Origin of the sequence: Klebsiella sp. JN_Kp127, assembly GCF_040062505.1 — a bacterium.
Taxonomy (GTDB): Bacteria; Pseudomonadota; Gammaproteobacteria; order Enterobacterales; family Enterobacteriaceae; genus Klebsiella; species Klebsiella quasipneumoniae.
In genome coordinates this window covers 75158-99400 of record NZ_JBEAHS010000031.1, presented here as the reverse complement: position 1 = coordinate 99400, position 24243 = coordinate 75158, and the positions used below count along the sequence as shown (strand labels likewise).

The 24243-nt window shown below is 58.8% G+C and carries 24 protein-coding genes and 1 pseudogene; 11 read left to right on the top strand and 14 right to left on the bottom strand.

Going from position 1 to position 24243, the window contains the following annotated elements; all coding sequences use genetic code 11:
- Positions 1 to 87: 87 nt before the first annotated feature.
- The 3 genes and pseudogenes from prc to ABLV04_RS08910 form a co-directional block, all read right to left on the bottom strand.
- Positions 88 to 2136 (bottom strand): carboxy terminal-processing peptidase, encoded by a 2049-nt coding sequence (gene prc / locus ABLV04_RS08920; protein WP_032453364.1) that lies wholly within the window; start codon positions 2134 to 2136, stop codon positions 88 to 90.
- 19 nt (positions 2137 to 2155) lie between these two features.
- Entirely contained in the window at positions 2156 to 2833 is a 678-nt protein-coding gene (gene proQ / locus ABLV04_RS08915) for an RNA chaperone ProQ (RefSeq protein ID WP_023290227.1), read from the bottom strand.
- 81 nt (positions 2834 to 2914) lie between these two features.
- A pseudogene (locus ABLV04_RS08910) lies at positions 2915 to 3428 on the bottom strand (GAF domain-containing protein).
- 132 nt (positions 3429 to 3560) lie between these two features.
- Between ABLV04_RS08910 and yebS the strand changes: the two are divergent.
- The 5 genes from yebS to ABLV04_RS08885 all read left to right on the top strand — a co-directional run bounded on the left by yebS (position 3561) and on the right by ABLV04_RS08885 (position 9650).
- On the top strand, positions 3561 to 4844 hold the full coding sequence (yebS, locus tag ABLV04_RS08905; protein ID WP_032428915.1) for a membrane integrity lipid transport subunit YebS: 1284 nt from the start codon (positions 3561 to 3563) through the stop codon (positions 4842 to 4844).
- Positions 4813 to 7446, top strand: a complete 2634-nt coding sequence (locus ABLV04_RS08900; protein WP_017900210.1) for a PqiB family protein — start codon at positions 4813 to 4815, stop codon at positions 7444 to 7446. Before yebS ends, ABLV04_RS08900 begins: the two co-directional genes overlap by 32 nt.
- A 129-nt stretch (positions 7447 to 7575) precedes the next feature.
- Positions 7576 to 9006, top strand: coding sequence for a 16S rRNA (cytosine(1407)-C(5))-methyltransferase RsmF (rsmF, locus tag ABLV04_RS08895; RefSeq protein ID WP_032428917.1), 1431 nt, complete (start codon positions 7576 to 7578; stop codon positions 9004 to 9006).
- Between the two features lie 115 nt (positions 9007 to 9121).
- A complete protein-coding gene (locus tag ABLV04_RS08890; protein ID WP_002911393.1) occupies positions 9122 to 9361 on the top strand; it encodes a YebV family protein in 240 nt (79 codons plus the stop codon).
- A 97-nt stretch (positions 9362 to 9458) separates the two neighbouring features.
- Positions 9459 to 9650 (top strand): YebW family protein, encoded by a 192-nt coding sequence (locus tag ABLV04_RS08885; protein WP_002911395.1) that lies wholly within the window; start codon positions 9459 to 9461, stop codon positions 9648 to 9650.
- On the opposite strand, the gene pphA is transcribed toward ABLV04_RS08885, so the two are convergent.
- Positions 9647 to 10300 carry a protein-serine/threonine phosphatase gene (gene pphA, locus ABLV04_RS08880; RefSeq protein ID WP_023290232.1) on the bottom strand — a complete coding sequence of 218 codons (654 nt, stop codon included), beginning with the start codon at positions 10298 to 10300 and terminating at the stop codon, positions 9647 to 9649. The two genes, ABLV04_RS08885 and pphA, sit on opposite strands and share 4 nt — an antisense overlap.
- 156 nt (positions 10301 to 10456) lie before the next feature.
- Here pphA and ABLV04_RS08875 point away from each other — a divergent pair, with 156 nt between their 5' ends.
- Complete coding sequence (locus ABLV04_RS08875) at positions 10457 to 11425, top strand: VirK/YbjX family protein (RefSeq protein ID WP_167878524.1); 969 nt, start codon at positions 10457 to 10459, stop codon at positions 11423 to 11425.
- 104 nt (positions 11426 to 11529) lie between these two features.
- Entirely contained in the window at positions 11530 to 11673 is a 144-nt protein-coding gene (locus ABLV04_RS08870) for an Ecr family regulatory small membrane protein (RefSeq protein WP_032425946.1), read from the top strand.
- Between the two features lie 639 nt (positions 11674 to 12312).
- Here the strand turns inward: ABLV04_RS08870 and ABLV04_RS08865 are convergent.
- The 3 genes from ABLV04_RS08865 to yobA are packed head-to-tail and all read right to left on the bottom strand — an operon-like array spanning position 12313 to position 13915.
- A complete protein-coding gene (locus tag ABLV04_RS08865) occupies positions 12313 to 12651 on the bottom strand; it encodes a YebY family protein (protein ID WP_002911404.1) in 339 nt (112 codons plus the stop codon).
- Positions 12652 to 12667: 16 nt separating this feature from the next.
- On the bottom strand, positions 12668 to 13537 hold the full coding sequence (gene copD, locus ABLV04_RS08860; protein WP_135718842.1) for a copper homeostasis membrane protein CopD: 870 nt from the start codon (positions 13535 to 13537) through the stop codon (positions 12668 to 12670).
- A gap of 3 nt (positions 13538 to 13540) precedes the next feature.
- The gene (gene yobA / locus ABLV04_RS08855) at positions 13541 to 13915 is read right to left on the bottom strand and encodes a CopC domain-containing protein YobA (RefSeq protein ID WP_131096029.1); all 375 of its coding nucleotides are present in this window, start codon (positions 13913 to 13915) and stop codon (positions 13541 to 13543) included.
- Between the two features lie 112 nt (positions 13916 to 14027).
- On the opposite strand from yobA, the gene ABLV04_RS08850 reads away from it, so the two are divergent.
- Both ABLV04_RS08850 and exoX read left to right on the top strand, forming a co-directional pair.
- Positions 14028 to 14258, top strand: a complete 231-nt coding sequence (locus ABLV04_RS08850; protein WP_002911406.1) for a DNA polymerase III subunit theta — start codon at positions 14028 to 14030, stop codon at positions 14256 to 14258.
- Between the two features lie 78 nt (positions 14259 to 14336).
- Positions 14337 to 14996: an exodeoxyribonuclease X gene (exoX, locus tag ABLV04_RS08845; protein WP_023290237.1), complete on the top strand. Its 660-nt coding sequence runs from the start codon at positions 14337 to 14339 to the stop codon at positions 14994 to 14996.
- A gap of 3 nt (positions 14997 to 14999) precedes the next feature.
- On the opposite strand, the gene ptrB is transcribed toward exoX, so the two are convergent.
- Both ptrB and ABLV04_RS08835 read right to left on the bottom strand, forming a co-directional pair.
- Entirely contained in the window at positions 15000 to 17060 is a 2061-nt protein-coding gene (gene ptrB, locus ABLV04_RS08840) for an oligopeptidase B (RefSeq protein WP_048297811.1), read from the bottom strand.
- Positions 17061 to 17180: 120 nt separating this feature from the next.
- Positions 17181 to 17840, bottom strand: coding sequence for a tellurite resistance TerB family protein (locus tag ABLV04_RS08835; RefSeq protein WP_348815615.1), 660 nt, complete (start codon positions 17838 to 17840; stop codon positions 17181 to 17183).
- Between the two features lie 76 nt (positions 17841 to 17916).
- On the opposite strand from ABLV04_RS08835, the gene ABLV04_RS08830 reads away from it, so the two are divergent.
- Positions 17917 to 18081: a hypothetical protein gene (locus ABLV04_RS08830; RefSeq protein WP_348815613.1), complete on the top strand. Its 165-nt coding sequence runs from the start codon at positions 17917 to 17919 to the stop codon at positions 18079 to 18081.
- A 10-nt stretch (positions 18082 to 18091) separates the two neighbouring features.
- Here ABLV04_RS08830 and ABLV04_RS08825 read toward each other — a convergent pair whose 3' ends face one another.
- Positions 18092 to 18439, bottom strand: coding sequence for a YebG family protein (locus ABLV04_RS08825; RefSeq protein WP_023290240.1), 348 nt, complete (start codon positions 18437 to 18439; stop codon positions 18092 to 18094).
- 136 nt (positions 18440 to 18575) lie between these two features.
- Between ABLV04_RS08825 and purT the strand changes: the two genes are divergently transcribed.
- Positions 18576 to 19754: a formate-dependent phosphoribosylglycinamide formyltransferase gene (gene purT, locus ABLV04_RS08820; RefSeq protein ID WP_348815611.1), complete on the top strand. Its 1179-nt coding sequence runs from the start codon at positions 18576 to 18578 to the stop codon at positions 19752 to 19754.
- 56 nt (positions 19755 to 19810) lie between these two features.
- Here purT and ABLV04_RS08815 read toward each other — a convergent pair whose 3' ends face one another.
- From ABLV04_RS08815 to ABLV04_RS08800, 4 genes are all read right to left on the bottom strand, one after another.
- Entirely contained in the window at positions 19811 to 20452 is a 642-nt protein-coding gene (locus tag ABLV04_RS08815) for a bifunctional 4-hydroxy-2-oxoglutarate aldolase/2-dehydro-3-deoxy-phosphogluconate aldolase (protein ID WP_002911423.1), read from the bottom strand.
- Between the two features lie 38 nt (positions 20453 to 20490).
- A complete protein-coding gene (gene edd, locus ABLV04_RS08810) occupies positions 20491 to 22302 on the bottom strand; it encodes a phosphogluconate dehydratase (RefSeq protein ID WP_023290242.1) in 1812 nt (603 codons plus the stop codon).
- Positions 22303 to 22524: 222 nt separating this feature from the next.
- Positions 22525 to 24000, bottom strand: coding sequence for a glucose-6-phosphate dehydrogenase (gene zwf, locus ABLV04_RS08805; RefSeq protein WP_004203394.1), 1476 nt, complete (start codon positions 23998 to 24000; stop codon positions 22525 to 22527).
- Positions 24001 to 24010: 10 nt separating this feature from the next.
- Positions 24011 to 24160 carry a hypothetical protein gene (locus ABLV04_RS08800; RefSeq protein ID WP_048336016.1) on the bottom strand — a complete coding sequence of 50 codons (150 nt, stop codon included), beginning with the start codon at positions 24158 to 24160 and terminating at the stop codon, positions 24011 to 24013.
- Positions 24161 to 24243: the final 83 nt, after the last annotated feature.

The window sequence follows — 24243 nt, the reverse complement described above, 5'->3', positions numbered from 1 at the left end:
GAGCAGGTTGACATTTTGTTAGATGAGCTGAATGGCGATGACCAGGCGCAAAAAAAAACGGGCACCTCTCAGGGTGCCCGTTGCGACTTATTGGCTGGCCGGCGGTTCCACCGCCGGGCGCGCTTTTTCGAGATGCGCCAGGTCTACCGCGATATGGACCGTTTCATCAAGATACGGATCCGGCTCCTGGTAATCCTTCGGCAGATCGTCCAGTTTTTTCAGCGGCGGTTTGCCTTCGCGTTTCAGGCGATCGTTAATCCGCGCCAGACGAATCGCATCATCCTCTTCGTTCTCTTTTTCACGCTGCGCGTAGTTCAGAGAGACGATGTTACGTTTGTCCTTCATCGCGTTATAACGGGCAATATCCTTCATGATGTACTGGAACTCAGGATCCTGGGCAATACGCTCGTCGTGGCGCTTGAGCAGTTCCGGTCCAAACGGGGCGAGGTCCCCGGACTTCACGTAGGTGGCCGCATTGATGCTATCCCACGGCAGCGCGTTGTCTTCATACTGCTCGCCGGTTTCGCGATCTTCATTTCCGGTTGGCATCATGATATCCGGCGTTACGCCTTTGCGCTGAGTACTGCCGCCGTTAATGCGGTAGAACTTCTGGATGGTGTACTGAACGGAACCTAACGCCGGCCAGTCCGGACGCAGCATCTGATCGTAGATACGATTCAACGAGCGATACTGCTGTACGGTACCTTTACCGAAGGTCGGCTCGCCAACGATCAGCGCGCGGCCATAATCCTGCATTGCGGCGGCAAAGATCTCAGACGCTGAGGCGCTAAAGCGGTCAACCAGCACCACCAGCGGCCCTTTGTAATAGACTACGCCATCGTTATCGCTGTCTTCGCGCACCTTGCCATTGTTATCCCGCACCTGCACCACCGGGCCGGACGGAATAAACAGCCCCGAGAGCGATACCGCTTCGGTCAGCGCCCCGCCGCCGTTGCTGCGCAGATCGATAACCACGCTGCTGACGTTCTGTTTTTCCAGCTTCTGCAGCTGCACTTTCACATCATCGGTCAGGCCGACGTAAAAGCCCGGGATATCCAGCACGCCGACTTTTTCTTTACCGACGGTTTTCACTGACATCTTCACCGCGCGGTCTTCCAGACGGATGCGTTCGCGGGTCAGGGTGACGATACGCGTCTTGGCCCCTTTGCCGGCCGGCAGAATCTCAAGGCGAACCTTGCTGCCCTTCGGCCCTTTAATCAGCGCCACGACGTCATCCAGACGCCAGCCAATCACATCGACCATCGACTTCCCGGTCTGGCCGACGCCGACAATGCGGTCGCCGACGCTGATCGCTTTGCTCTTCGCAGCCGGACCACCCGCCACCAGCGAATTAATGACCGTGTAGTCATCATCCATCTGCAGCACAGCGCCGATCCCTTCGAGTGAGAGACTCATCTCGGTGTTGAACTGCTCGGTATTGCGCGGCGACAGATAGTTGGTGTGCGGGTCGATTTCGCGGGCGAAGGCGGTCATCGCCAGCGAGAAGACATCTTCGCTGTTGGTTTGCGCCAGACGACGGATAGCGAACTTATAGCGACGGGTTAAGGTGTCGCGGATCTCTTTATCGTCTTTCCCCGCCAGCTTCAGGCTTAACTGGTCAAATTTCACCTTGGCGTCCCACAGCTTGTTCAGCTCGGCCTCGTCTTTCGGCCACGGCGCTTTGGAGCGGTCAAGGTTGAAATTATCGTTGCCGGTAAAGTCCATCGGACGTTCCAGCACCTTCAGCGCATACTGATAGCGCTCGAAGCGGCGCTGCTGCGCCAGGTTGTAGAGGTCATAGAAGACGTCCAGTTTCCCGGTGCGCAGTTCGTCGCCGATTTGGTCTTTTTTCGCCGCGAACTTCGCCACATCGCTGGCCAGCAGCACATTATGGCTGTAATCCAGCAGGTTCAGATAACGGTCAAAAATCTTTGCCGAGAAGGCGTTGTCGAGATCGAACTGACGGTAGTGAGAGCGGGTAAAGCGCGATGTCACGCGCTCGCTCACCGTCGCGTGCTGCGGCTCTTCTTTCAGCACGGGGATTTGATCTGCACGGGTTATTTCATCAACAGCGAACGCATGGCCTGCTATTGCCAGCAGGCCCGCAAGCGCGGTGATTTTAAAAAATGTGTTCATGCCTGGCCCGGCCTCCGTTTCAGAACACCAGGTGTTCTGCGCGTACAATCATTGACATACCAGAAGTCAGCTGTACACGAACGCCATCTTTGGTGATTTCCACAACGGTGGCGTCCATTGCGTTATTGCCTGCTTTTACCTTCAGCGCCTGGCCGACGGTCAGAACGGAAACATCCGATACCGGAGTAAGACGCTCTTCACGCGGAGCTTTGGCTGCAACAGGACGCGGTTTACGCTGTTCAGCACCCTCTTTACGACGCGGCTGCTGAGGACGCGGTTTACGCTCGCGGCGAACGCCTTCATCCGGCTGGCCTGCAGCGGCAGCGGCTTCGCGTTTTTTCGCCTGCTGGGCAGCGCGCTGCGCCTGAACGCGAGCTTTCGCTTCTTCCAGCTGCTGACGCGCATGGGCAATGTGCTGCTCTTCCAGTTCGCCGCACGGGTTGCCGTCCAGGTCAACGCGGATAGCGCCGGCTTTTACGCCGTAGAGATAGCGCCAGCTCGAGGTATAGAGACGTAATGCAGCGCGAAGCTGGGTTTTGCTGAGATTCATCTCACCACCCACTCGCTCAACGAGATCCTGAAAAATTCCGATTTTCAGGGGGCGCGCTTCGCCTTCAGCGCTGAAGCACTGAGGGAAACGTTCGGCCAGAAAGGCGATAACTTCTTTACTGCTATTCAACTTAGGTTGATTTTCCATGAAATTTCCTGATTACAACGGACGTAGCCAACAAGCCGCAGGCATGAACAGGCGACATTATAATGACGTCCTCGCTAAATGCTACGTTATCCGTTGATTATCCCACGACACGGGTAAAGATTTTTTGATAATCAGTGGCCGCGATGAGTTTTTCCAGATGCTCGACCAGCGTGCGCAACCCCTGCTCATCTTCAGCAGTGAAGCGGCCGTAAGCCGGACTGTCGATATCCAGCACGCCGATAATCTGGTCGTTCACGCGCAGGGGGAAGACAATTTCCGAATTACTGGCGGCATCGCAGGCGATGTGGCCGTCAAACGCGTGGACGTCCTCGACGCGCTGCACCTGGGCTTGCGTCACCGCCGCGCCGCATACGCCGCGCCCGACCGGGATCCGCACGCAGGCCAGTTTGCCCTGGAACGGCCCCAGCACCAGGGTATCGCCTTCCAGAAGATAGAAACCGGCCCAGTTGACCTCGCCCAGTCGTTCAAACAGCAGCGCGCTGGTATTGGCGATCATCGCCAGGAAACTGGTTTCACCTGCCATTAATGCCTGGAAATCACGGTTCAAATCCGCGTAAAATTCTGTTTTGCTCATTATATCTTCACTTGGTTGTCTTACTGCCTGATACGTACAGCCTACTAAAATAAGCATTAAATGCGCTTGGGCTCAAGATGAATTCATTCATAGGTTAAGATAGTGGGATACATTCATTCCTGTACGTATTAAATGCCGATAAAAACATCCACCCTTAAGCCTGCGAATAAGATGGTCGTGCATGCCGTGAGCACACCGCTTCCCTATGCGCATTATCAGCGCTGTACGCAGTGTGACATGCTCTTTCGCTTACCGGTGCTTAAACGCAACCAAAGCGCCTGGTGTCCGCGCTGTAACGCGAAGGTGCGCGATGGCCGCGACTGGTCGTTGACCCGTCTGGGCAGCATGGCCCTGGCGATGCTGCTGTTAATGCCCTTTGCCTGGTCCGAACCCCTGCTGCGCCTTCACCTGCTGGGGGTTCGCATTGACGCCAACGTCCTGCATGGAATTTGGCAGATGACCGCGCAGGGCGACCCGCTTACCGCCGCGATGGTGCTGTTTTGCGCGGTGGTCGCCCCGGTGCTGCTGGTGGTTTCGATTAGCTATCTGTGGCTGGGCAACGTGCTGGGGATGAACCTGCGTCCGGTGTTGCTAATGCTCGGTAAGCTCAAGGAGTGGGTCATGCTGGATATCTATCTGGTGGGCATCGGCGTCGCCTCCATCAAGGTGCAGGATTACGCCTTTCTGCAGCCCGGCATCGGCCTCGTGGCATTTATCTCCCTGACGCTGCTGAGCATCCTGACGCTTATCCATATGAACGTCGAAGAGCTGTGGGAGCGATTCTATCCCGAACGGCCGGCGACCCGCGCCGATAACAATCTGCAGGTGTGCACCGGCTGCCACTACACCGGCTACCGCGACGCCCGCGGCCGCTGCCGGCGCTGCCACACGCCGCTGCACCATCGCCGACCGCAGAGCCTGCAGCGCAGCTGGGCGGCGCTGATTGCCTCGCTGATTTTGCTCTTACCGGCCAACCTGCTGCCGATCTCCATCATTTACGTTAACGGCGCGCGCCAGGAAGACACCATCCTCTCCGGGATCATCTCCCTCGCCAGCAGCAATATCGCCATCGCCGGCGTGGTGTTTATCGCCAGTATTTTGGTGCCATTCACCAAAGTTATAGTGTTATTTACCCTGCTGCTCAGCATACAATTCAAATGCGAGCAGGGGCTGCGCACCCGCATCCTGCTGCTGCGGCTGATAACCTGGATTGGCCGCTGGTCGATGCTGGATCTGTTTGTTATCTCACTCACCATGTCGCTAATCAATCGCGATCAGCTCCTCGCCTTTACGATGGGGCCGGCCGCGGTTTACTTCGGTGGCGCGGTAATTTTAACTATTCTTGCAGTTGAATGGCTGGACAGCCGCTTACTTTGGGACGCACATGAGTCAGGAAACGCCCGCTTCGCAGACTGAAGCCAGAATAAAAACCAAACGTCGTATCTCGCCATTCTGGCTGCTGCCGGTCATCGCGCTGCTGATTGCCGCCTGGCTCATCTGGACCAGTTTTGACGACCGTGGATCGACGATTACTATCGATTTCCAGTCTGCTAACGGCATCGTGCCGGGGCGGACGCCTATCCGCTATCAGGGGGTGGAAGTCGGTACCGTCCAGGACATTAGTCTCAGTAAAGACCTGAGTAAAATTGAAGTTTCCGCCAGCATCAAACGCGATATGAAAGAGGCGCTGCGCAAAGATACGCAGTTCTGGCTGGTGACGCCGAAAGCCTCTCTGGCCGGCGTGTCAGGACTGGATGCCCTGGTGGGTGGGAACTACATCGGCATGATGCCGGGCAAGGGCGAACCCGAAGATCACTTCGTCGCCCTCGACACCCAGCCCAAATACCGCATCAACAACGGCGAGCTGATGATCCACCTGCAGGCGCCCGACCTTGGCTCTCTGAGCAGCGGCTCGCTGGTCTACTTCCGTAAGATCCCGGTCGGGCGGGTGTATGACTTCACGCTGAATGACAATAACCAGGGGGTCACCATTGATGTGCTGATCGAGCGCCGGTTTACCAACCTGGTGAAAAAAGGCAGCCGTTTCTGGAACGTCTCCGGGATCAAAGCCGACGTCGGCCTGAGCGGGGCCAAAGTGCAGCTGGAGAACCTTTCCGCGCTGGTGAACGGCGCCATCGCCTTTGACTCCCCTGCCGATTCGCAGGTCGCGTCGCAAAACGATGACTATCATCTGTACGAAGACCTGGCGCACAGTCAGCGCGGGGTGGTGGTGACCCTCGACCTGCCGGACGGCGACGGCCTGAAAGCGGGCTCGACGCCGCTGATGTATCAGGGGCTGGAAGTGGGCCAGTTAAGCAAACTGAATCTTAACCCTGGCGGCAAAGTCACGGGCGAGATGACCGTCGACCCGAGCGTGGTGACCCTGCTGCGGGAGAAAACGCTGATTCAGATGAAGAAGCCGAAGATCTCCCTTGATAACCCCAGCGTCAGCGCCCTGCTCACCGGCAATACCTTTGAGCTGGTGCCCGGCGAAGGCGAACCGCGTAATCACTTCTCCGTCATGCCAGCGGATAAAGCGCTGCTGGAGGAGCCCAATGTCGCCACCGTCACCCTTTCGGCGCCGGAGAGCTACGGGATCGACGGCGGCCAGCCGCTGGTGCTGCACGGGGTGAAAGTTGGCCAGGTGCTGGAGCGCAAGCTGACGGCCAAAGGGGTGACCTTCCAGGTGGCGATTGCCCCGGAATACCGCGATCTGATTCGCGGCGACAGCAAGTTTGTGGTGAACAGTCGTCTGGACGTCAAAGTGGGGCTCGATGGCGTGCAGGTGCTGGGCGCCAGCGCCAGCGAATGGGTGAACGGCGGGATCCGGGTGATCCCGGGTGAAAAAGGCGAAATGCAGAGCAGCTATCCGCTGTATGCCAACCTCGAAAAGGCGCAGGAAAACAGCCTGAGCGAAGTGCCGACCACCACCCTGAGCCTCTCCGCTGAGACGCTGCCTGACGTTCAGGCTGGCTCGGTGGTGCTGTATCGTAAATTCGCCGTCGGCGAGATCATCGCCGTCAAACCGCGCAAAGACGCTTTCGATATCGATCTGCATATCAAGCCGGAGTACCGCTACCTGCTGACCAACAACAGCGTCTTCTGGGCGGAAGGGGGTGCGAAGGTCAAACTTGACGGCAACGGGCTCACCGTTCAGGCCTCGCCGCTGGCCCGCGCCATTAAAGGAGCGATCAGTTTCGATAACCTCAACGGCAGCAGCGCCAACGCGCGGCTGAATAATAAACGCATCCTTTACGCTTCTGAAACGGCGGCGCGCGCCGTGGGCGGCCAGATCACCCTGCACGCGTTTGACGCCGGGAAGATGGCGGCCGGGATGCCGATTCGTTATCTCGGCATCGATATCGGTCAGATCCAGTCCCTGGAGCTGATCACCGCCAAAAACGAGGTGCAGGCGAAAGCCGTGCTTTACCCGGAATACGTCGGCACGTTTGCCCGCGCCGGGACTCGCTTCTCGGTGATCACTCCGCAGATCTCCGCGGCAGGCGTGGAGCATCTCGACACCCTGTTCCAGTCCTATATTAACGTTGAGCCCGGACGCGGCCCGGCGCGTCGCGACTTTGAGATCCAGGATACGACGATCAGCGACTCGCGCTATATCGACGGTCTGAATATCGTGGTGGAAGCGCCGGAGGCCGGATCGCTTGGCATCGGTACGCCGGTGCTGTTCCGCGGTCTGGAAGTCGGGACGGTGACCGGTCTGTCGCTGGGATCGATGTCTGACCGGGTCATGGTTAAGATGCGCATCAGCAAGCGCTACCAGTACCTGGTGCGCAATAACTCGGTGTTCTGGCTGGCCTCAGGTTACAGCCTCGACTTCGGCCTGGTTGGCGGCGTGGTGAAAACCGGGACCTTCAATCAGTTTATCCGCGGCGGGATCGCCTTTGCCACGCCGCCGGGTACGCCGCTGGCGCCGAAGGCCCAGGACGGCAAGCACTTCCTGCTGCTGGAGAGCGAGCCGAAAGAGTGGCGGGAGTGGGGCACCGCCCTGCCGCAGTAATCCTCACCTCCCCTTCTCCCGCCCCGGCAAACGCCGGCGGCGGGCAGACGACAAACCGCACGCCCCGGTGTCCTGCACCGGGGCGTTTGTGCTAAACTGCGCACCCTTTTTTTCTGTGGTGCGCTGCCCGTGGCCGAAAATACTGTCTATTTCCCTGAAGCGTTTCTCGCTCAAATGCGCGCGGCGATGCCGGCGCACCTCTCTTTCGACGACTTTATCGCCGCCTGTCAGCGCCCGCTACGCCGTAGTATTCGCGTCAATACGCTGAAAATTAGCGTCGATGATTTCCTCTCTCTGGTCGCTCCCTATGGCTGGCAGCTGACGCCGGTCCCATGGTGTGAGGAGGGATTCTGGATCGAGCGGGACGACGATGCGCTGCCGCTGGGCAGCACCGCCGAACACCTCAGCGGGCTGTTCTATATTCAGGAAGCAAGCTCAATGCTGCCGGTCGCCGCCCTGTTCGCCGACAACCCGCAGCCTGAACGGGTCATGGACGTTGCCGCCGCCCCGGGGTCGAAAACCACCCAGATCGCCGCCCGGATGGGCAATGCGGGCGGCATCCTGGCGAATGAGTTCTCCGCCAGCCGGGTGAAAGTGCTGCATGCCAACATCAGCCGCTGCGGCATCAGCAACGTCGGCCTGACCCATTTCGACGGGCGGGTGTTCGGCGCGGCATTGCCCGAAGCCTTCGACGCCATTCTGCTTGATGCCCCCTGCTCCGGCGAAGGGGTGGTACGCAAAGATGCCGACGCGCTGAAAAACTGGTCGCCGGAGAGCAACCTCGACATCGCCGCCACCCAGCGCGAACTTATCGACAGCGCTTTCCATGCCCTGCGCCCTGGCGGGACGCTGGTCTATTCGACCTGCACCCTGAACCGCGAAGAAAATCAGTCAGTCATACACTGGCTGCTGTCCCGTTACCCGCAGGCGGTAGAGATCCAGCCGCTGGAAGCGCTGTTTCCCGGCGCGGCCGATGCCCTAACCGCGGAGGGATTTCTGCATGTCTTCCCGCAGATCTACGATTGTGAAGGCTTCTTTGTCGCTCGCCTGCGCAAGACTGCGGCGATCGATCCGCTCCCGGCGCCGGGCTATAAGGTCGGCAAGTTCCCGTTTGTGCCGCTGAAGGGCCGGGAAGCCGCAGCGGCGACCGCCGCCGCCCGCGCTGTCGGCCTGGAATGGGACGCGAGCCACACGCTGTGGCAACGAGATAAAGAGCTGTGGCTGTTTCCGCAGTCTATGGAGCCTCTGTTTGGTCGGGTGCGGTTTTCGCGCATTGGCGTGCGCCTGGCGGAGCTGCACAATAAGGGTTATCGCTGGCAGCATGAGGCGGTTATTGCCTTTGCCGCGCCGCAGCGCGCCTTCGAGCTGACGCTGGAGGAGGCGGAAGCGTGGTATCGCGGACGCGATGTCTATCCGCAAACCCCGCCAGCGCAGGACGAAGCCATTGTCACCTTCCAGGGCGTGCCGCTGGGCCTGGCCAAGCGCGTCGGCTCCCGTCTGAAGAACAGTTATCCGCGCGAGCTGGTACGCGATGGGAAACTTTTTGCCGGCAAGGTGTGACACCGCGCAAAAAATACGCACTTTTTGACTGGCGGTTTTCCCCCCATTGACTACGCTGAAAAATGACGGCCGCAACTGGTCGTACCACAACTCAGCTGAAAAATGGGGTGAAGCGATGAGTAAAACCAATGTCCGCATCGGCGCGTTTGAGATAGACGATGCCGAACTGCATGGTGAACATCAGGGTGAGCGAACGTTAAGCATTCCCTGCAAATCCGATCCAGATTTATGTATGCAGCTTGACGCCTGGGATGCCGATACCAGCGTTCCCGCGATTCTCAATGGTGAACATTCCGTCCTCTACCGTAAACATTACGACCGCCAGTCCGATGCCTGGGTCATGCGCCTTGCCTGACACCAATGAACCCGTCGCCTGAGACGGGTTATTTATTTCCCCGTCCCGCCGTCATCCCCTACACTAAAGAGTATGTGCCCCCGGACATGAGGCCAGGATGTTTGCCTTAGTGTTGTTTATTTGCTATCTGGATGGCGGCTGCGAGGACATTGTGGTTGACGTCTACCGCGAGGAAACCCAGTGCCTGGTGGCGATGGAAGATCAGCGGATCCGCCACGGCGGCTGCTACCCGATAGAAGATTTTATTGACGGCTTCTGGCAACCCGCCAGCGAATACAGTGACTTTTAGCCTGCCGACTGCAGCGCCACCAGGGTCAGCGTGCCGCCGAACACGGCGCCGGTGTCAATATAGTGTTGATTGTCGTAGTCACAACGCGCGCGAAGCGGCGTATGGCCAAACCAGAAATGGTCAGCCCCGGCGATAGCGCCATGACGCCCCGCCAGATGTTCACTCAGACGATGGCGGCTCCACAGGACCCGCTGGGGATCCACCGGCTGCTGCCAGCGATAGACCGGCGCCGGGTAATCGGCATGGGCGATCACATGCCGCGCCTTTGCGCACTCCACTTCAATAATCAACGGCAGCCGCTGGCAGCGCGCCAGCAGCCGATCGACGTCAGCCCGCTGCCGCACGTTGCTCCGGGCGTACCAGTCGCCGCCGTTCATCTGCCAGAGCGTCATATCTCCGCTCTCCAGCGCCTCCAGCGCCATCTGCTCATGATTCCCGCGCACGGCCCTGAACCAGCGGCTGCGCAACAGGCCGAGACAGTCAGCGCTTTGCGGCCCGCGATCGATCAGATCGCCAACCGAGATCAGCAGATCGGCCCAGGGATCAAAGCGCAGCCGGCGCAGGCGCTCCATCAGCAGCGCAAAGCAGCCATGCAGATCGCCCATCAGCCAGATATTACGCCAGTCGCTGCCATTAATACGCTGATACATATAATTACCTCTCTGCCGTAATTATAGGTAATTCCAGCTTACAGCCGCTGTTTTTTATTTACACCTCAATCGATTTTAAACAAACGGCAAATATAGTCGGCCAGAGCATTAAGCTTATCAGTGCCTCGCTTTAAAATAGCAGGAAATAACAACGAGGTGTTTATCGTGACAGACAATAGCCTGCATTCATCCAGCGTGCTTACGCCGCGCTCGCATCTCATTGCCGATCTGGTGATGGGCAGATTAACACCCGCACCTATCTGGCGGCAGAAAAATTACCGCTTTAAGTTTCTGCTGCGCACGGCGTTATTTTATAGCCCTACCAAAGCGATGCTGGAGGCGCTGAGCGCTCGTGACGATTTTAACCAGCTGCTGACGGCGCAGGCGACGCTGCCGGGGAAAGTGCACCGTCAATATCTGACGCGCGATCTCAACGCCTGGCAGCGGGCGATGGCGGTCATAAGCCATTATCGCTATGTCGATACCCTGCGCGGGTCGCGGCTGGCGCATGCCATGACCGCGGTGTGCGAGGTCCCGTTGCTGACGCTCAATGGAAAGGATGAACGCCAGTTTACCCTCTCGGCCTCTTCGGCCGGGAAGGCCGAGCGTGAGGGTGAAACCACCCTATGGCTGCGCGACAGCGACCATACCCTGCTGGCCAGCGCGACCTTCAGCGTGACCCGGGAGGGCGACGCCTGGCAGCTGGTCATCGGCGGTTTACAGGGACCGCGACGCCACGTTTCTCATGAGGTGATCAAGCAGGCGACTCGCGCCTGCTACGGCCTGTTCCCGAAGCGCCTGCTGCTGGAGTTTATCTGGCTGCTGGCCGCTCGCAGCCATATCGCGGCGATTTACGGCGTCAGCGATAACGGCCATGTGTTCCGCGCCCTGCGCTATCGCCTGAGCAAGGGGCGCCATTTCCACGCCAGCTATGACGAGTTCTGGCAATCCATCGACGGTAAGCCGGAAAGCCTCTGGCGCTGGCAGCTACCGCTGCGTCTGGAAAGAAAACCGCTGGAGAGCATCGCCAGTAAAAAACGGGCCGAATACCGGCGTCGATTCCAGCTGCTGGATCAGCTGGCGGAGCAGGTGGCAATATTGACGCAGCCGCTGCCGGGCAAGTAAATTTCGCGAGCAGCGAACCCGCCCCGTCACGCGGCGTTTGCTTATTATGTTCTTATTTCGCTACTATCATGGTCCCCGCAGGCCATAGGATAGTCGTTAGCATGATGAGTAAAACCGAAATTTTTCTGCTGATTATTCTGGCGGTCGTGCTGCTGGGCAGTATATGGTTTATTTTCAGCGATGAAATTTGGCTTTTACTCTGCTATCTGGAGAGTCAGATATTTCCCACCTTTAGCGTTCCGGAATAATATTTTTTGCCCAAAACTACGCCCCTGAATATTATTTGCCGCCATTTCGTGGGGCGCGGACGACTAATCGCATGAATTGCCAAATCAATAAGGTTTTGTTTATTCTATTTATCATACAAATAGGTATACTAGCAGACTTCCGATGTTGGCCCGCCAGTTAACCTGCACGCCGGGCCTGTTTAGGTGCAGGTTTTTTCTTTTCCTCTCCCCTCGCTTACGGTTCCGCCTTCCTCATATCGTTCTTCCGCTGGATGCAATTTGTGTGTAAATGAATTGTGTATGCTAAAAACGGTGTGCTATAACGGGACATCCAGAGGCCAGCCTGGTGATTGACTGACAGGATGTCGCTGGTCATCGCGAAAGCAGACAGATTAAGATAAAAAGAGACCGAATACGATTCCTGTATTCGGTCCAGGGAAATGGCTCTTGGGAGAGAGCCGTGCGCTAAAAGTTGGCATTAATGCAGGCTAAGTCGCCTTGCACTATAAGAATAGTTTAACGCGTCAGCTTTTCCAGTCTGCGGCCAATGTGGCCGAATAATTCCTGGAAAAGAGGGCGCTGTTAGCGAAAAAACCGCCACTGCAGTTGTCCGGCAAGGGCGGTTTTTTTTATGTCATTACAGCGAGATAGCGCGAAAATCTAGCAGAGCTTCTGCGCGCGCTCGATAAACGGCGCGAGGCTCATTTTTTGCCCCGGGTGCTGCGGATCGTCGATCTGGATCACCGAGATCGGCTGGGCGGTGGTTTTGCCGGCTTTGACCTGCTGCTCAGCCACCTCATTGAGCGGATACTGGACCAGGGTGCTCGGGTTGATAGCGTAGAGGGCATTGCCCGGACGACAGGTCAACATCACCTCTTCACGGTTGAACGCCCAGCTCTCCTTTCCTACCTCAAAGCGGCTCACGGTGATAATTTGCGGCGCCGCCAGAGCAGCGCCGGAGCTTGCCAGTAACAACATGGTCAGAACAATTTTTTTCATGATTTTGCCAGTTAATTCAATAAGGTTCCCAGGTGGCAAACAGGCTGACGGCCAGCAGCGCCAGCGCGCCCAGCCCTATCTCGGCCTGCGTGGTTCGCAGGATCAGGCTTTCCGCCCGCGAACCGCTTGCCGACATGCGCGGTACCAGAACATACCTGTTCACTAACGCAATTACCACCATCCCGGCCACCAGCGCACATTTGATCAACAGCATACGTCCCCAGGGCGATGCGCCAATCAATCCTCCCTGGATCAACAGCGCATTGATCGCCCCGCTGGCAAGGGTGCCGGCGACGGCCAGATGCCCGTAGCGTGAAAAGCGCGCCATGGTATAGACCGCGGCCTGCCGCCAGCGCCCCTGCGCCAGGCGCAGGCAATAGATAAAGGGCAACAGGCCGCCGAACCAGCTGGCGACGCAGAAGAGGTGGACAGCATGATTAGTCCGCTGCAGGGCGCCGAGTAAACCATCATGCATGGCGGCATGCCCTACCCCAGCGGAAAGCAGCAGCTGGGCCGCCAGCAGGGCCACCAGCTGGCGAGCGCCGTGGCGGGGACGGATCCACACCACGGCGAGGGCGATCCACGCCAGCAGGATCTGCCAGATCCACACCCCGCCGAAGCGGGTACCCGCCACCGCCTGCCAGACGGCGGGTTGCCAGACATCCGCCCAGCCCTCGCCCATCATCCCCCCCTGCAGCAGATACAGCGCCAGGGTAGAGAGCGCGCCGATCAGCAGCAGCGGGCGCAACAGCGGATAGAAGCGCAGCATCAGTACGCGTCGCAGCGGCACCGGCGCCCACCAGGCGCCATACAGCACGCAGCCAAAAGCCAGCATCAGGGCGATAAAATGCCCAAAACGCAGGGTAATATAGAGCCCGGTCAGCATCGCTTACTTCACGCTAAAGGTGTATTGCCCTTTGGTTTTATGGCCATCCACTGAAACTACATGCCATGCCACAGTGTATTCTCCCGGCCGCAGGGTTTCCGCCACAGGCACGGTGACCTGGGTGGGGTTGTCGGCGCTGCGGGTCAGTTTGCCGGTGGCCACCGCATGCTGCTGCGGACCGGTGACGGACACCCCGCTGAACGCGGGTTCAATGCCTTCGGAGAAACTGAGCGTCAGCGTCTGCGGAGAAGCCGCCAGCTGCGCACCGGCGGCGGGGATCTGCTGCTGCAGGTGAGCGTGGGCGAGCGCGCCCGTCGCGGTTAATAGCCCGGCAAACGAAACGGAGAGGCGCATCGCGCGTCCAGCAAGAAGTCGCATATTCGTCATTCCCTTTTGTTATGTCTGTAGCACAGAGAATAACCCTGTATAATGGCAGAGTCGAGCCGGGCGTCAGGCCCTGACCGGGTTTACAAGCAGAGTGGAGTGTATGATGGAAAGAAATCTGGCCAAAATTTCGCAAGATGAGATGGATAAAGTCAACGTCGATCTCGCCGCCGCCGGCGTCGCCTTTAAAGAGCGGTATAATATGCCGGTGGTCGCTGATTTGGTCGAGCGTGAACAGCCCGCCCATCTGCGCGACTGGTTCCGCGAACGACTGATCGCCCATCGGCTGGCCTCCGTCTCGCTGTCCCGCCTGCCCTGGGAGCCAAAACAGAAATAATGCCTACTTCCCCCCTCGCCGTCGGTTGGCAAGCCTGGCCAATTGCTTTACGCTTATTGTTTTGCTCTGGAGCGAGCCATGCTGCGCGTCATTGATACCGAAACCTGTGGGCTGCAGGGGGGCATCGTTGAAGTCGCCTCGGTCGACATTGTCGACGGGCAGATCACCAATCCCATGAGTCATCTGGTGCGTCCTGACCGCCCCATCAGCCCGCAGGCGATGGCTATCCACCGGATTACCGAAGAGATGGTCGCCGATAAGCCGTGGATTGAGGAGATTATTCCGCACTATCATGGCAGCCCGTGGTATGTCGCGCATAACGCCAGCTTCGATCGTCGGGTGTTACCGGAGATGCATGGCGAGTGGATCTGTACCATGAAGCTGGCCCGCCGGCTGTGGCCGGGGATCAAATACAGCAATATGGGGCTCTATAAATCACGTAAGCTGAACGTGGCCACGCCGCCGGGGCTGCATCACCACCGGGCGCTGTATGACTGCTATATCACCGCTGCGCTGCTGCTGGATATCATCAACGTTTCCGGCTGGACGCCTGACGAAATGGCCGATATCACCGGTCGGCCGGCGCTGCTCACCACCTTCACCTTCGGCAAATACCGCGGCAAAGCCGTCGCCGAGATTGCTGAAAACGATCCAGGCTATCTGCGCTGGTTATTCAACAATCTCGACCGCATGAGCCCCGAGCTGCGCCTCACGCTCAAGCATTACCTCGGGGAATAGCCCCTACACTGCCGCTTTCCCCGGCAGTGTCCCCTGCGCCAGGGCGATGAAAAAGGCGTACTCCAGCGCCACCCCCTCATAGCTTTTAAAGCGCCCGGATTTTCCGCCATGTCCGGAGTCCATATCGGTGCAGAGCAGCAGCAGGTTATCGTCGGTTTTCAGTTCACGCAGTTTCGCCACCCACTTCGCCGGCTCCCAGTATTGCACCTGGGAATCGTGCAGCCCGGTGGTCACCAGCATATGCGGATACGCCTGCGCCTTCACGCCGTCGTAGGGGCTGTAGCTTTTCATGTAGTGGTAATAGGTTTCATCCTGCGGGTTCCCCCACTCTTCAAATTCGCCGGTCGTCAGCGGAATGGTCTCATCCAGCATGGTGGTCACCACGTCGACGAACGGCACCTGAGCTATTACGCCGTGGAACAGCTCTGGACGCTCGTTAACGGCCACCCCCATCAGCATCCCGCCGGCGCTGCCGCCCATGCCATAGCAGAGCCGCGGGTCGCCGTACCCCTGGGCCAGCAGCGCGTCGCAGACGTCCAGGTAGTCGTTGAAGGTATTTTTCTTACACAGGAATTTACCGTCCTCATACCACTGCTGGCCCAGCTCGCCGCCGCCGCGAACGTGGGCGATCGCGTAGACAAAGCCCCGGTTGAGCAGGCTCAGCCGGCTGGCGCTGAAATCGGCATCGATACTGTCGCCATACGAGCCATAGCCATAGACCAGCAGCGGATTGCTCCCTTTACGAAAATGGTCGCGATGATAGACCAGCGAGACCGGGACTTCGACGCCATCGCGGGCGGTTACCCACAGGTGCTCGCTCTGATAGCAGCGGGTGTCCAGCCCCTTCACCTCCTGCTGCTTGATCACCCGTCGTTCGCCGGTATCCATATCCAGCTCAAACAGGGTGTCGGGAGTGGTCATCGAGGAGTAGCCGTAGCGCAGGCGCGACGTTTCAGGCTCCGGGTTATAGGCAAGCCAGGTGACATAGGCCGGATCGTCAAAGGCGATCCCTACCACCTCCCGGGTCCTGCGGTTAATCTGCCGCAAACTGGTCAGGCCGCGCTGACGCTCCTCGACGACCAGCCAGTCGGTAAACAGGGTAAATCCTTCGAGCATTACGTCGTGACGCGGCGGGATCAGCGTGGTCCACTGCTCTTCATCGCGCAGCACGGTACGGTAGAGGCCAAAATTCTTCCCCTCCCGGTTGGATCGCAGATAAAAAGCGTGCTGATAGTGATCGAGGCTATATTCATGATCTTTACGCCGCGGCAGGAAGCAGACCGGCTCGGCGTCTGGCAATTCGGCGTTGAGCAGCAGCACTTCGCTGGTGGTGGCGCTGGAGAGATAGATCACCACGAACTGCTGGGATGTGGTTTTATGCACGCTGACGTAGAAGGTCTCATCTTTTTCCTCATAGACCAGCGCGTCGCTCTGCGCCGGCGTCCCGACGGTGTGGCGCCAGACCTGATAAGGAAGCAGCGTGGTGGGATGTTTACGCACATACCACACAAAGCGTGAATCGTTGCTCCAGGCAAAGCCGGAGGTGACATTTTCCAGGGTCTCCGGATACCACTCGCCGTTGCTGAGGTCGCAAAAGCGCAGCCCGTACTGGCGGCGGGAGAGATAATCTTCCGCCACCGCCATCAGCTGGTTGTTGGGCGCAATGCCCAGCCCGCCCAGGGTGTAAAACTCGCTTTTCGCCGCCCGCTGGTTGGCATCAAGCAGGATCTCCCACTCGTCCCACTCCTCTTTCAGCACCGACTGGCGCTGGTAGATAGCGTATTCGCAGCCCGGCTCGTACACCTGACGATAGCGAAAGCCGTTTTTGCTGTAGGGGGCCGAGACTTCCCGCTGCGGAATGCGGTCGATAATCTCTTTCAGCAGACGCTCCTGCAGGCTGAGCTGCGAATCCATCACTTGCTTGCCGTAGGCGTTTTCCGCGTGCAGATATTCCAGCACATCAGGCCGCGCGCGTTCATCGTCGCGCAGCCAGTAATAGTTATCGATGCGTGTATCGCCATGCAAGGTCATGGCGTGAGGGATCCGTTTGGCTTTAGGTGGCATGTTATTCTTCTGCTGCTTTTTCGTGACACAAGAGCATTCAGGCCGCAGGGTGGCGCCTGAATGATGACGTGTCTATAAGGGTGGCAAAAGACGCGGGCGATGCAAGCGAAACGTGATAATTTAAACGCTTAGCGCCTGTTTTTGTGACTGGATATCCTGTTCGATGTCGGCCCGGACATCTTTTGGCAACGCCAGGGCCTCACCCAGGGCGTTGAGATAGCTGCGCTCCATAAAGTGGTCGATATCGATCACCGCGCAGCTGACGTAGTAGATCTCCAGCGCCTCCTGCGGGTCAACGATGCCCTCGGCGAGACGCTGCGGATCCAGCGGCTGAGCCAGCGCCTGGTCAATCAACACCCTGGCCTGAACGTCAATATTGGCCTCCCGAAGCTGGGCTTCAATCTTCGCCCGCTCGTGATCGTCGATATGCCCATCGCTTTTGGCGGCAAACACCAGGGCGGTGATCAGCCGCACGCTGCGCGGATCGACATCCGCCGGCGCCGCAGCCGTCTCTGGTGTCGGGGCGGGCGTGTATTGAGCGCGCATTTTCTGCTGATACTTGTTCCACAACACGGTACCCGCCACTGCCCCACCGCCAGCCAGCAGCGCGCTGGTGCCATATTTCGCCAGCAGCTTGCGTGACGATTTGCTGGCCACCAACAGCCCTGCCAGCCCGCCGATGGCGCCGGGCAGCAGGGCGCTCCCTTTTGACGATTCGCCGGACGGCGACGCGCCCTGCTGTCCGAGCAGCGACTGCAGTTGATTTAGCCAGTTAGCCATGGTTTTCCTCTCAGGTGACAAACACTGTTATCAGCCTAAACGACGCGATGTCAGGAAATGTTAGATATGGCTAAAGATGCGCAAAGGTGCGCGCGGCGGCGGTACCGGGTTCAGCCGACCAACCGACCAACCGACCAACCGACCAACCGACCAACCGACCAACCCGCCAACCCGCCAACCCGCCAGCCCGCCAGCCCGCCAGCCCGCCAGCCCGCCAGCCCGCCAGCCCGCCAGTGGCTGACCGCCAGCCATCAGGCCGCTTTGGCTTTCCGCGTTTTGGCAGCCGGCGCGGCGGCATCTTCCGCCGGGGTAGCCTCTGCGTCCGTTGACGGCGCGGGCGCATCGTGCGCAGTCGCATCCTGCTCCGGCAGTTTGCCGGCGCGCAGGATATGCTGCAGCGCCTCTTTACGCTCCGCCAGCCACATCGCCATGGTATCGCGCTGGGCATCATCCATTTCCAGCGGAGATGCTACCAGCCAGTCATTCAGCACCTCTGCCAGATCGAGCATTTTGTCGTAAGCGTCGGCCTCTTTTTTGCTGGCAAAAGACATTTTTTCCTCACCTTCGCGGATCACCACATATTTAATTTCAACCGCCATGCTGCAGCCTCTCGATACTGTATTTTTATACAGTATAACAAATTTCACTTCCGGACTCAACTCACGCGCGTAAAGACAGACGCAAACGTTTTCGTTTATAATCGACCGCATCTTTTTTTTACTGCGGAAGAGAGTTATGACTGTATTAGGCACCGCGCTGCGCCCGGCAGCCACCAAAGTTATGCTGTTAGGCTCCGGCGAGCTGGGTAAAGAAGTCGCCATTGAATGTCAGCGTCTGGGCATTGAAACTATCGCCGTCGACCGCTACCCCGATGCCCCGGCGATGCAGGTCGCCCACCGCGCCCACGTCATCAATATGCTGCACGGCGAGAGCCTGCGCGCGCTGATCGAACAGGAAAAACCTGATTACATCGTGCCGGAGATCGAAGCTATCGCCACCGATACCCTGGTCGAACTGGAGCAGGCCGGGCAGAAAGTGGTCCCCACGGCGCGGGCAGCGAAGCTCACCATGAACCGCGAAGGCATTCGCCGTCTGGCGGCAGAAGAGCTGCAGCTCCCCACCTCCAGCTACCGTTTCGCCGACAGTGAAGACGCCTTCCGCGCGGCGGTCGCGGAGATCGGCTTGCCGTGCATCGTCAAACCGGTGATGAGCTCCTCCGGTAAAGGCCAGAGCTTTATCCGCTCAGCTGACCAGCTCAGCGAAGCCTGGCGCTACGCCCAGCAGGGCGGCCGCGCCGGCGCCGGGCGGGTGATCGTCGAAGGGGTGGTGAATTTCGACTTTGAAATCACCCTGCTCACCGTCAGCGCCGTCGATGGCGTGCATTTCTGCGCCCCGGTCGGCCATCGTCAGGAAGATGGCGATTATCGTGAATCCTGGCAGCCGCAGCAGATGAGCGACCTGGCCCTTGAACGCGCTCAGGATATCGCCCGTAAGGTAGTGCTGGCGCTGGGGGGGCATGGCCTGTTCGGCGTGGAGCTGTTCGTTTGCAGCGACGAGGTGATCTTCAGCGAAGTCTCCCCGCGCCCGCACGACACCGGAATGGTGACGCTTATTTCGCAGGATCTCTCGGAATTCGCTCTGCACGTTCGCGCCTTTCTTGGGCTGCCCGTCGGCGCCATCCGCCAGTATGGCCCAGCCGCTTCCGCGGTGATCCTTCCGCAGCTGACCAGCCAGAACGTCAGCTTCGGCCAGCTGCAGTCGGCCGTCGGAGCTGGCCTGCAGCTGCGTCTGTTCGGCAAGCCGGAGATTGACGGCACCCGTCGTCTGGGGGTGACCCTCGCCGTCGCCGATTCAGTGGAAGAGGCCGTGGCGCGGGCTAAAACCGCCGCCGCGGCGGTTATCGTCGAAGGGTAAAAACAAAAAACCCGGTCGCGTTGCCGCTGACCGGGTTGTTGACCTTGAGGCGCGGTTTACTTCGCGCCTTCCACCGCTTCACGCGCCAGGGTGGTGATGCGATCGTAGTCGCCAGCTTCCAGGGCGTCGGCCGGCACCAGCCAGGAACCACCGATGCACAGCACGCTGTTCAGCGCCAGGTAATCACGGTAGTTGGCCGGGGAGATACCGCCGGTCGGGCAGAAACGAATGTGACCGAACGGACCAGCAATCGCCTGCAGCGCTTTCACGCCGCCGTTGGCTTCCGCCGGGAAGAATTTAAACTCTTTCAGACCGTACTGCATGCCCAGCATCAGCTCGGAGACGGTGCTGATCCCCGGGATCAGCGGAATAGTGCCGTCTTCGGTCGCCGCTTTCAGCAGAGATTCGGTCAGCCCCGGGCTGATAGCGAACTGCGCGCCGGCTTCTGTTACCGCTTTCAGCTGCTCGACGTTGGTAACCGTGCCCGCGCCGACAATCGCGTCCGGCACTTCTTTAGCAATCGCGCGGATCGCCTCCAGGGCGCACTCGGTGCGCAGAGTCACTTCCAGGACGCGCACGCCGCCCGCGACCAGCGCTTTCGCCATCGGTACCGCGTGTTCCAGCTTTTTCACTACGATAACCGGGACAACCGGACCGGAGGTGAGGATTGCTTCTGCTGTTGTTTTCCAGTTTTTCATCAGGATTTTCTCTCGCCAGATCTAGAAATTAAATCGTCTTAAAAAGTGATGCAGGTTGCGCCCTGCTCCGCGCCAGAGAGCTTCTCACGCAGCGCCCCAAACATCTCCCGACCGGTTCCTACGCGCGACGCGCTGAGGTCAGGGATATGCGGCTGACGCGCCGCCAGTTCGGCATCGTCCACCAGCAGCGTCAGTTCCCCCGTCTGCCCGTTCACGCGAATAAGATCGCCATCGCGCACTTTCGCCAGCAACCCACCATCATAGGCTTCAGGCGTGACGTGGATGGCTGACGGGACTTTACCGGAGGCGCCAGAGAGTCGGCCATCGGTCACCAGCGCTATTTTGAAACGGCGGTCCAATAATACACCAAGTGGCGGCATAAGTTTATGTAATTCTGGCATCCCGTTCGCTTTTGGCCCCTGATGACGGACCACCACCACGCAGTCTTTGTCCAGCAGACCCGCTTCAAAGGCCGGCAACACGTCGTGCTGGCTCTCGAACACCACCGCCGGCGCTTCAATCACCTGGTTCTCTACCGGGACTGCCGAGGTTTTCATGACCGCACGGCCGAGGTTACCGCTCAGCACCTTGGTGCCGCCGTGACGGGAGAACGGTTTCTCGAAAGTCGCGATGACCTGATCGTCAAGCGGCGCCGTCGCGCCTTCCCGCCAGTCCAGCTCGCCGTTGTTGAGCCACGGCTCGAGGGTGTAGCGCGACAGGCCGAAGCCGGCGACGGTGTGAACGTCCTCATGCAGCAGGCCGCCTTTCAGCAGCTCGCGCACCAGAACCGGAACGCCGCCCGCCGCCTGGAAATGGTTGATATCCGCCGGGCCGTTGGGGTAGAGGCGCGCCAGCAGCGGCACCACGTCTGACAGGTCGGAGAAATCATCCCAGTTAATGATGATGCCCGCCGCGCGGGCCATCGCCACCAGGTGCATGGTGTGGTTGGTGGAACCGCCGGTCGCCAGCAGCGCCACAATGCCGTTAACCACCACTTTTTCGTCAAACATTTTGCCCAACGGCATCCACTCGTTGCCATTGCCGGTCATGCGGGTGACCTGGCGCGCGGCGGCGGCGGTCAGCGCTTCCCGCAGCGGGGCATCCGGATGGACGAAGGACGATCCCGGCAGCTGCATGCCCATAAACTCCACCACCATCTGGTTGGTGTTTGCCGTACCGTAGAACGTACAGGTCCCCGGAGCATGGTAAGAAGCGGCTTCGGACTCCAGCAGCGCCATGCGGTCAACTTTGCCCTCTGCGTACAGCTGGCGAATGCGAACCTTCTCTTTATTAGGCAGGCCGCTGGCCATCGGACCGGAGGGAATAAAGACCGACGGCAGGTGGCCGAATGAGAGCGCCGCCATGGTCAGTCCGGGCACAATTTTATCGCACACGCCGAGATAGAGCGCGCCATCGAACATGTTATGCGACAGGCCGATGGCCGCGGACATGGCGATCACTTCGCGACTCAGGAGAGAGAGCTCCATGCCGTCCTGTCCCTGGGTCACGCCGTCGCACATCGCCGGCACGCCGCCGGCCACCTGACCGACCGCATTGGCGCTGTGCAGCGCTTTGCGAATGATATCCGGGTAGTGTTCGTAGGGCTGATGCGCGGACAACATATCGTTGTAGGAGGTGATGATGGCGATGTTGTTGCGCAACATGCTTTTCAGGGAGGCTTTGTCGTCGGCCTGACAGGCCGCGAAACCGTGAGCCAGATTGCCGCAGGCCAGTTGCGCACGATGCACGGTGTCGGTTTTGGCCTGGTTAATCCTTGCGAGGTAAGCCGCGCGGGTATCACGCGACCGTTCGATAATGCGATTTGTTACCCGTAACATTGTCGAATTCATAAAGGCTCCTCAAAATTTTATCTGTCCGGCCGCTGCGAGATGACGTGTTTTGGTGCCCGAAGCTACCAACACCAGCGCTCAGGGGCAAAATGTCTGCAGGCAGTGTAATAAAAAAAGCCCCGTGGGTGAATCCTCACGGGGCTTAAAAGATTAAAAAGCGTGCGACTTTCTGCGTCAGATCATGTTACCGGTAAAATAACCCTGACGGATAAGACCGCGAGCTTACTCGAACTCGTTCCACGAGCGACCATCGCGGGTGATCATGGCTACCGAGGCCACGGGTCCCCAGGTCCCGGCCTGATACGGTTTCGGCGCATCGCGGTCGGCTGCCCAGGCTTCTGTGATGGAGTCCACCCACTTCCACGCCTCTTCCACTTCATCACGGCGGACGAACAGCGCCTGGATACCGCGCATGGTCTCCAGCAGCAGACGTTCATAGGCATCGGCCAGATGCGTCTGGTTGAAGGTTTCGGAGTAGCTCAGATCCAGCTTGGTGATCTGCAGGTTATGCTTGTGGTCGAGGCCCGGCACTTTGTTCAGGACCTGGATATCCACCCCTTCGTCCGGCTGCAGACGAATGGTCAGCTTGTTCTGCGGCAGCTCCTGCCAGGTCTCTTTAAACAGGTTCAGCTCCGGCGTTTTGAAATAAACCACCACTTCGGAACATTTGGTCGGCAGACGTTTGCCGGTGCGCAGATAGAACGGTACGCCAGCCCAGCGCCAGTTATCGATATCAACGCGGATCGCCACGAAGGTTTCGGTGTTGCTGGTTTTGTTCGCCCCCTCTTCTTCGAGGTAGCCTGGCACTTTTTTGCCCTGGGCAAAGCCGGCGGTATACTGGCCGCGAACGGTTTTCTCGCGCACATTGGAGCGGTCAATACGGCGCAGGGATTTCAGCACCTTGACCTTTTCATCACGGATGCTGTCGGCGCTGAGATCGGACGGCGGCGACATGGCAATCATGCACAGGATCTGCAGCAGGTGGTTTTGGATCATGTCGCGCATCTGTCCGGCCTGGTCGAAGTACCCCCAGCGCCCTTCAATGCCTACCTCTTCCGCGACGGTGATTTCCACATGATCGATGGTACGGCAGTCCCAGTTATTGACGAACAGGGAGTTGGCAAAGCGCAGCGCCAGCAGGTTGAGGACCGTCTCTTTTCCGAGGTAGTGGTCGATACGGTAGACCTGGCACTCTTCAAAAAACTCGCCGACCTGATCGTTGATTTCCCGCGAGGTTTCCAGCGAGGTGCCCAGCGGTTTTTCCATGACCACGCGCGCAGGCTTGGCATTGAGCTTCGCTTCGCCCAGACCTTTACAGATGGCGCCAAAGGTGCTCGGCGGCATGGCGAAATAGTTGATGGTGACGCGATTCTTTTGGTCCAGCATGTCGCCCAGGCGGGTGAAGCCGCTGGTGTCATTGACGTCAAGATTACAGAACTCCAGGCGTCCGCTCAGGGAATCCCACAAACCTTCATCAATTTTTTCCTTCATGAAGGTTTCCAGCGCTTCGCGCACCACTTTGGTGTAAGCCGCTTTATCCCAGTCGGCACGGCCGACGCCAATGATCCGGGTGTCGGCGTGGATCTGGCCCGCCTTTTCAAGCTGATACAGGGAAGGCAACAATTTACGCCGCGCCAGGTCGCCCTTCGCGCCGAAAATGACCAGGTCGCATGCCTGGGCCGTTTGCGTTACCGCCATGTCATTCTCCTCAGTTGATAGTCTGGTGCTTTTGCCAGGCTATATTTGTAATTTTCTTACACTGCACTGTACTGTGTTTACGTACTTCCCGAAAGCCTTCCCCTCCGTTTGCGGCGGGAAAACCGCACAGGGTGAAAACATTCGGCGATGATTTGGGCATCTGGCTGATATTGTTCGTTGTTTGTACCTGTTTCAGGTCAGTAAAATACGACTCTGATCATGTAATGAAAAAAAACAACATTT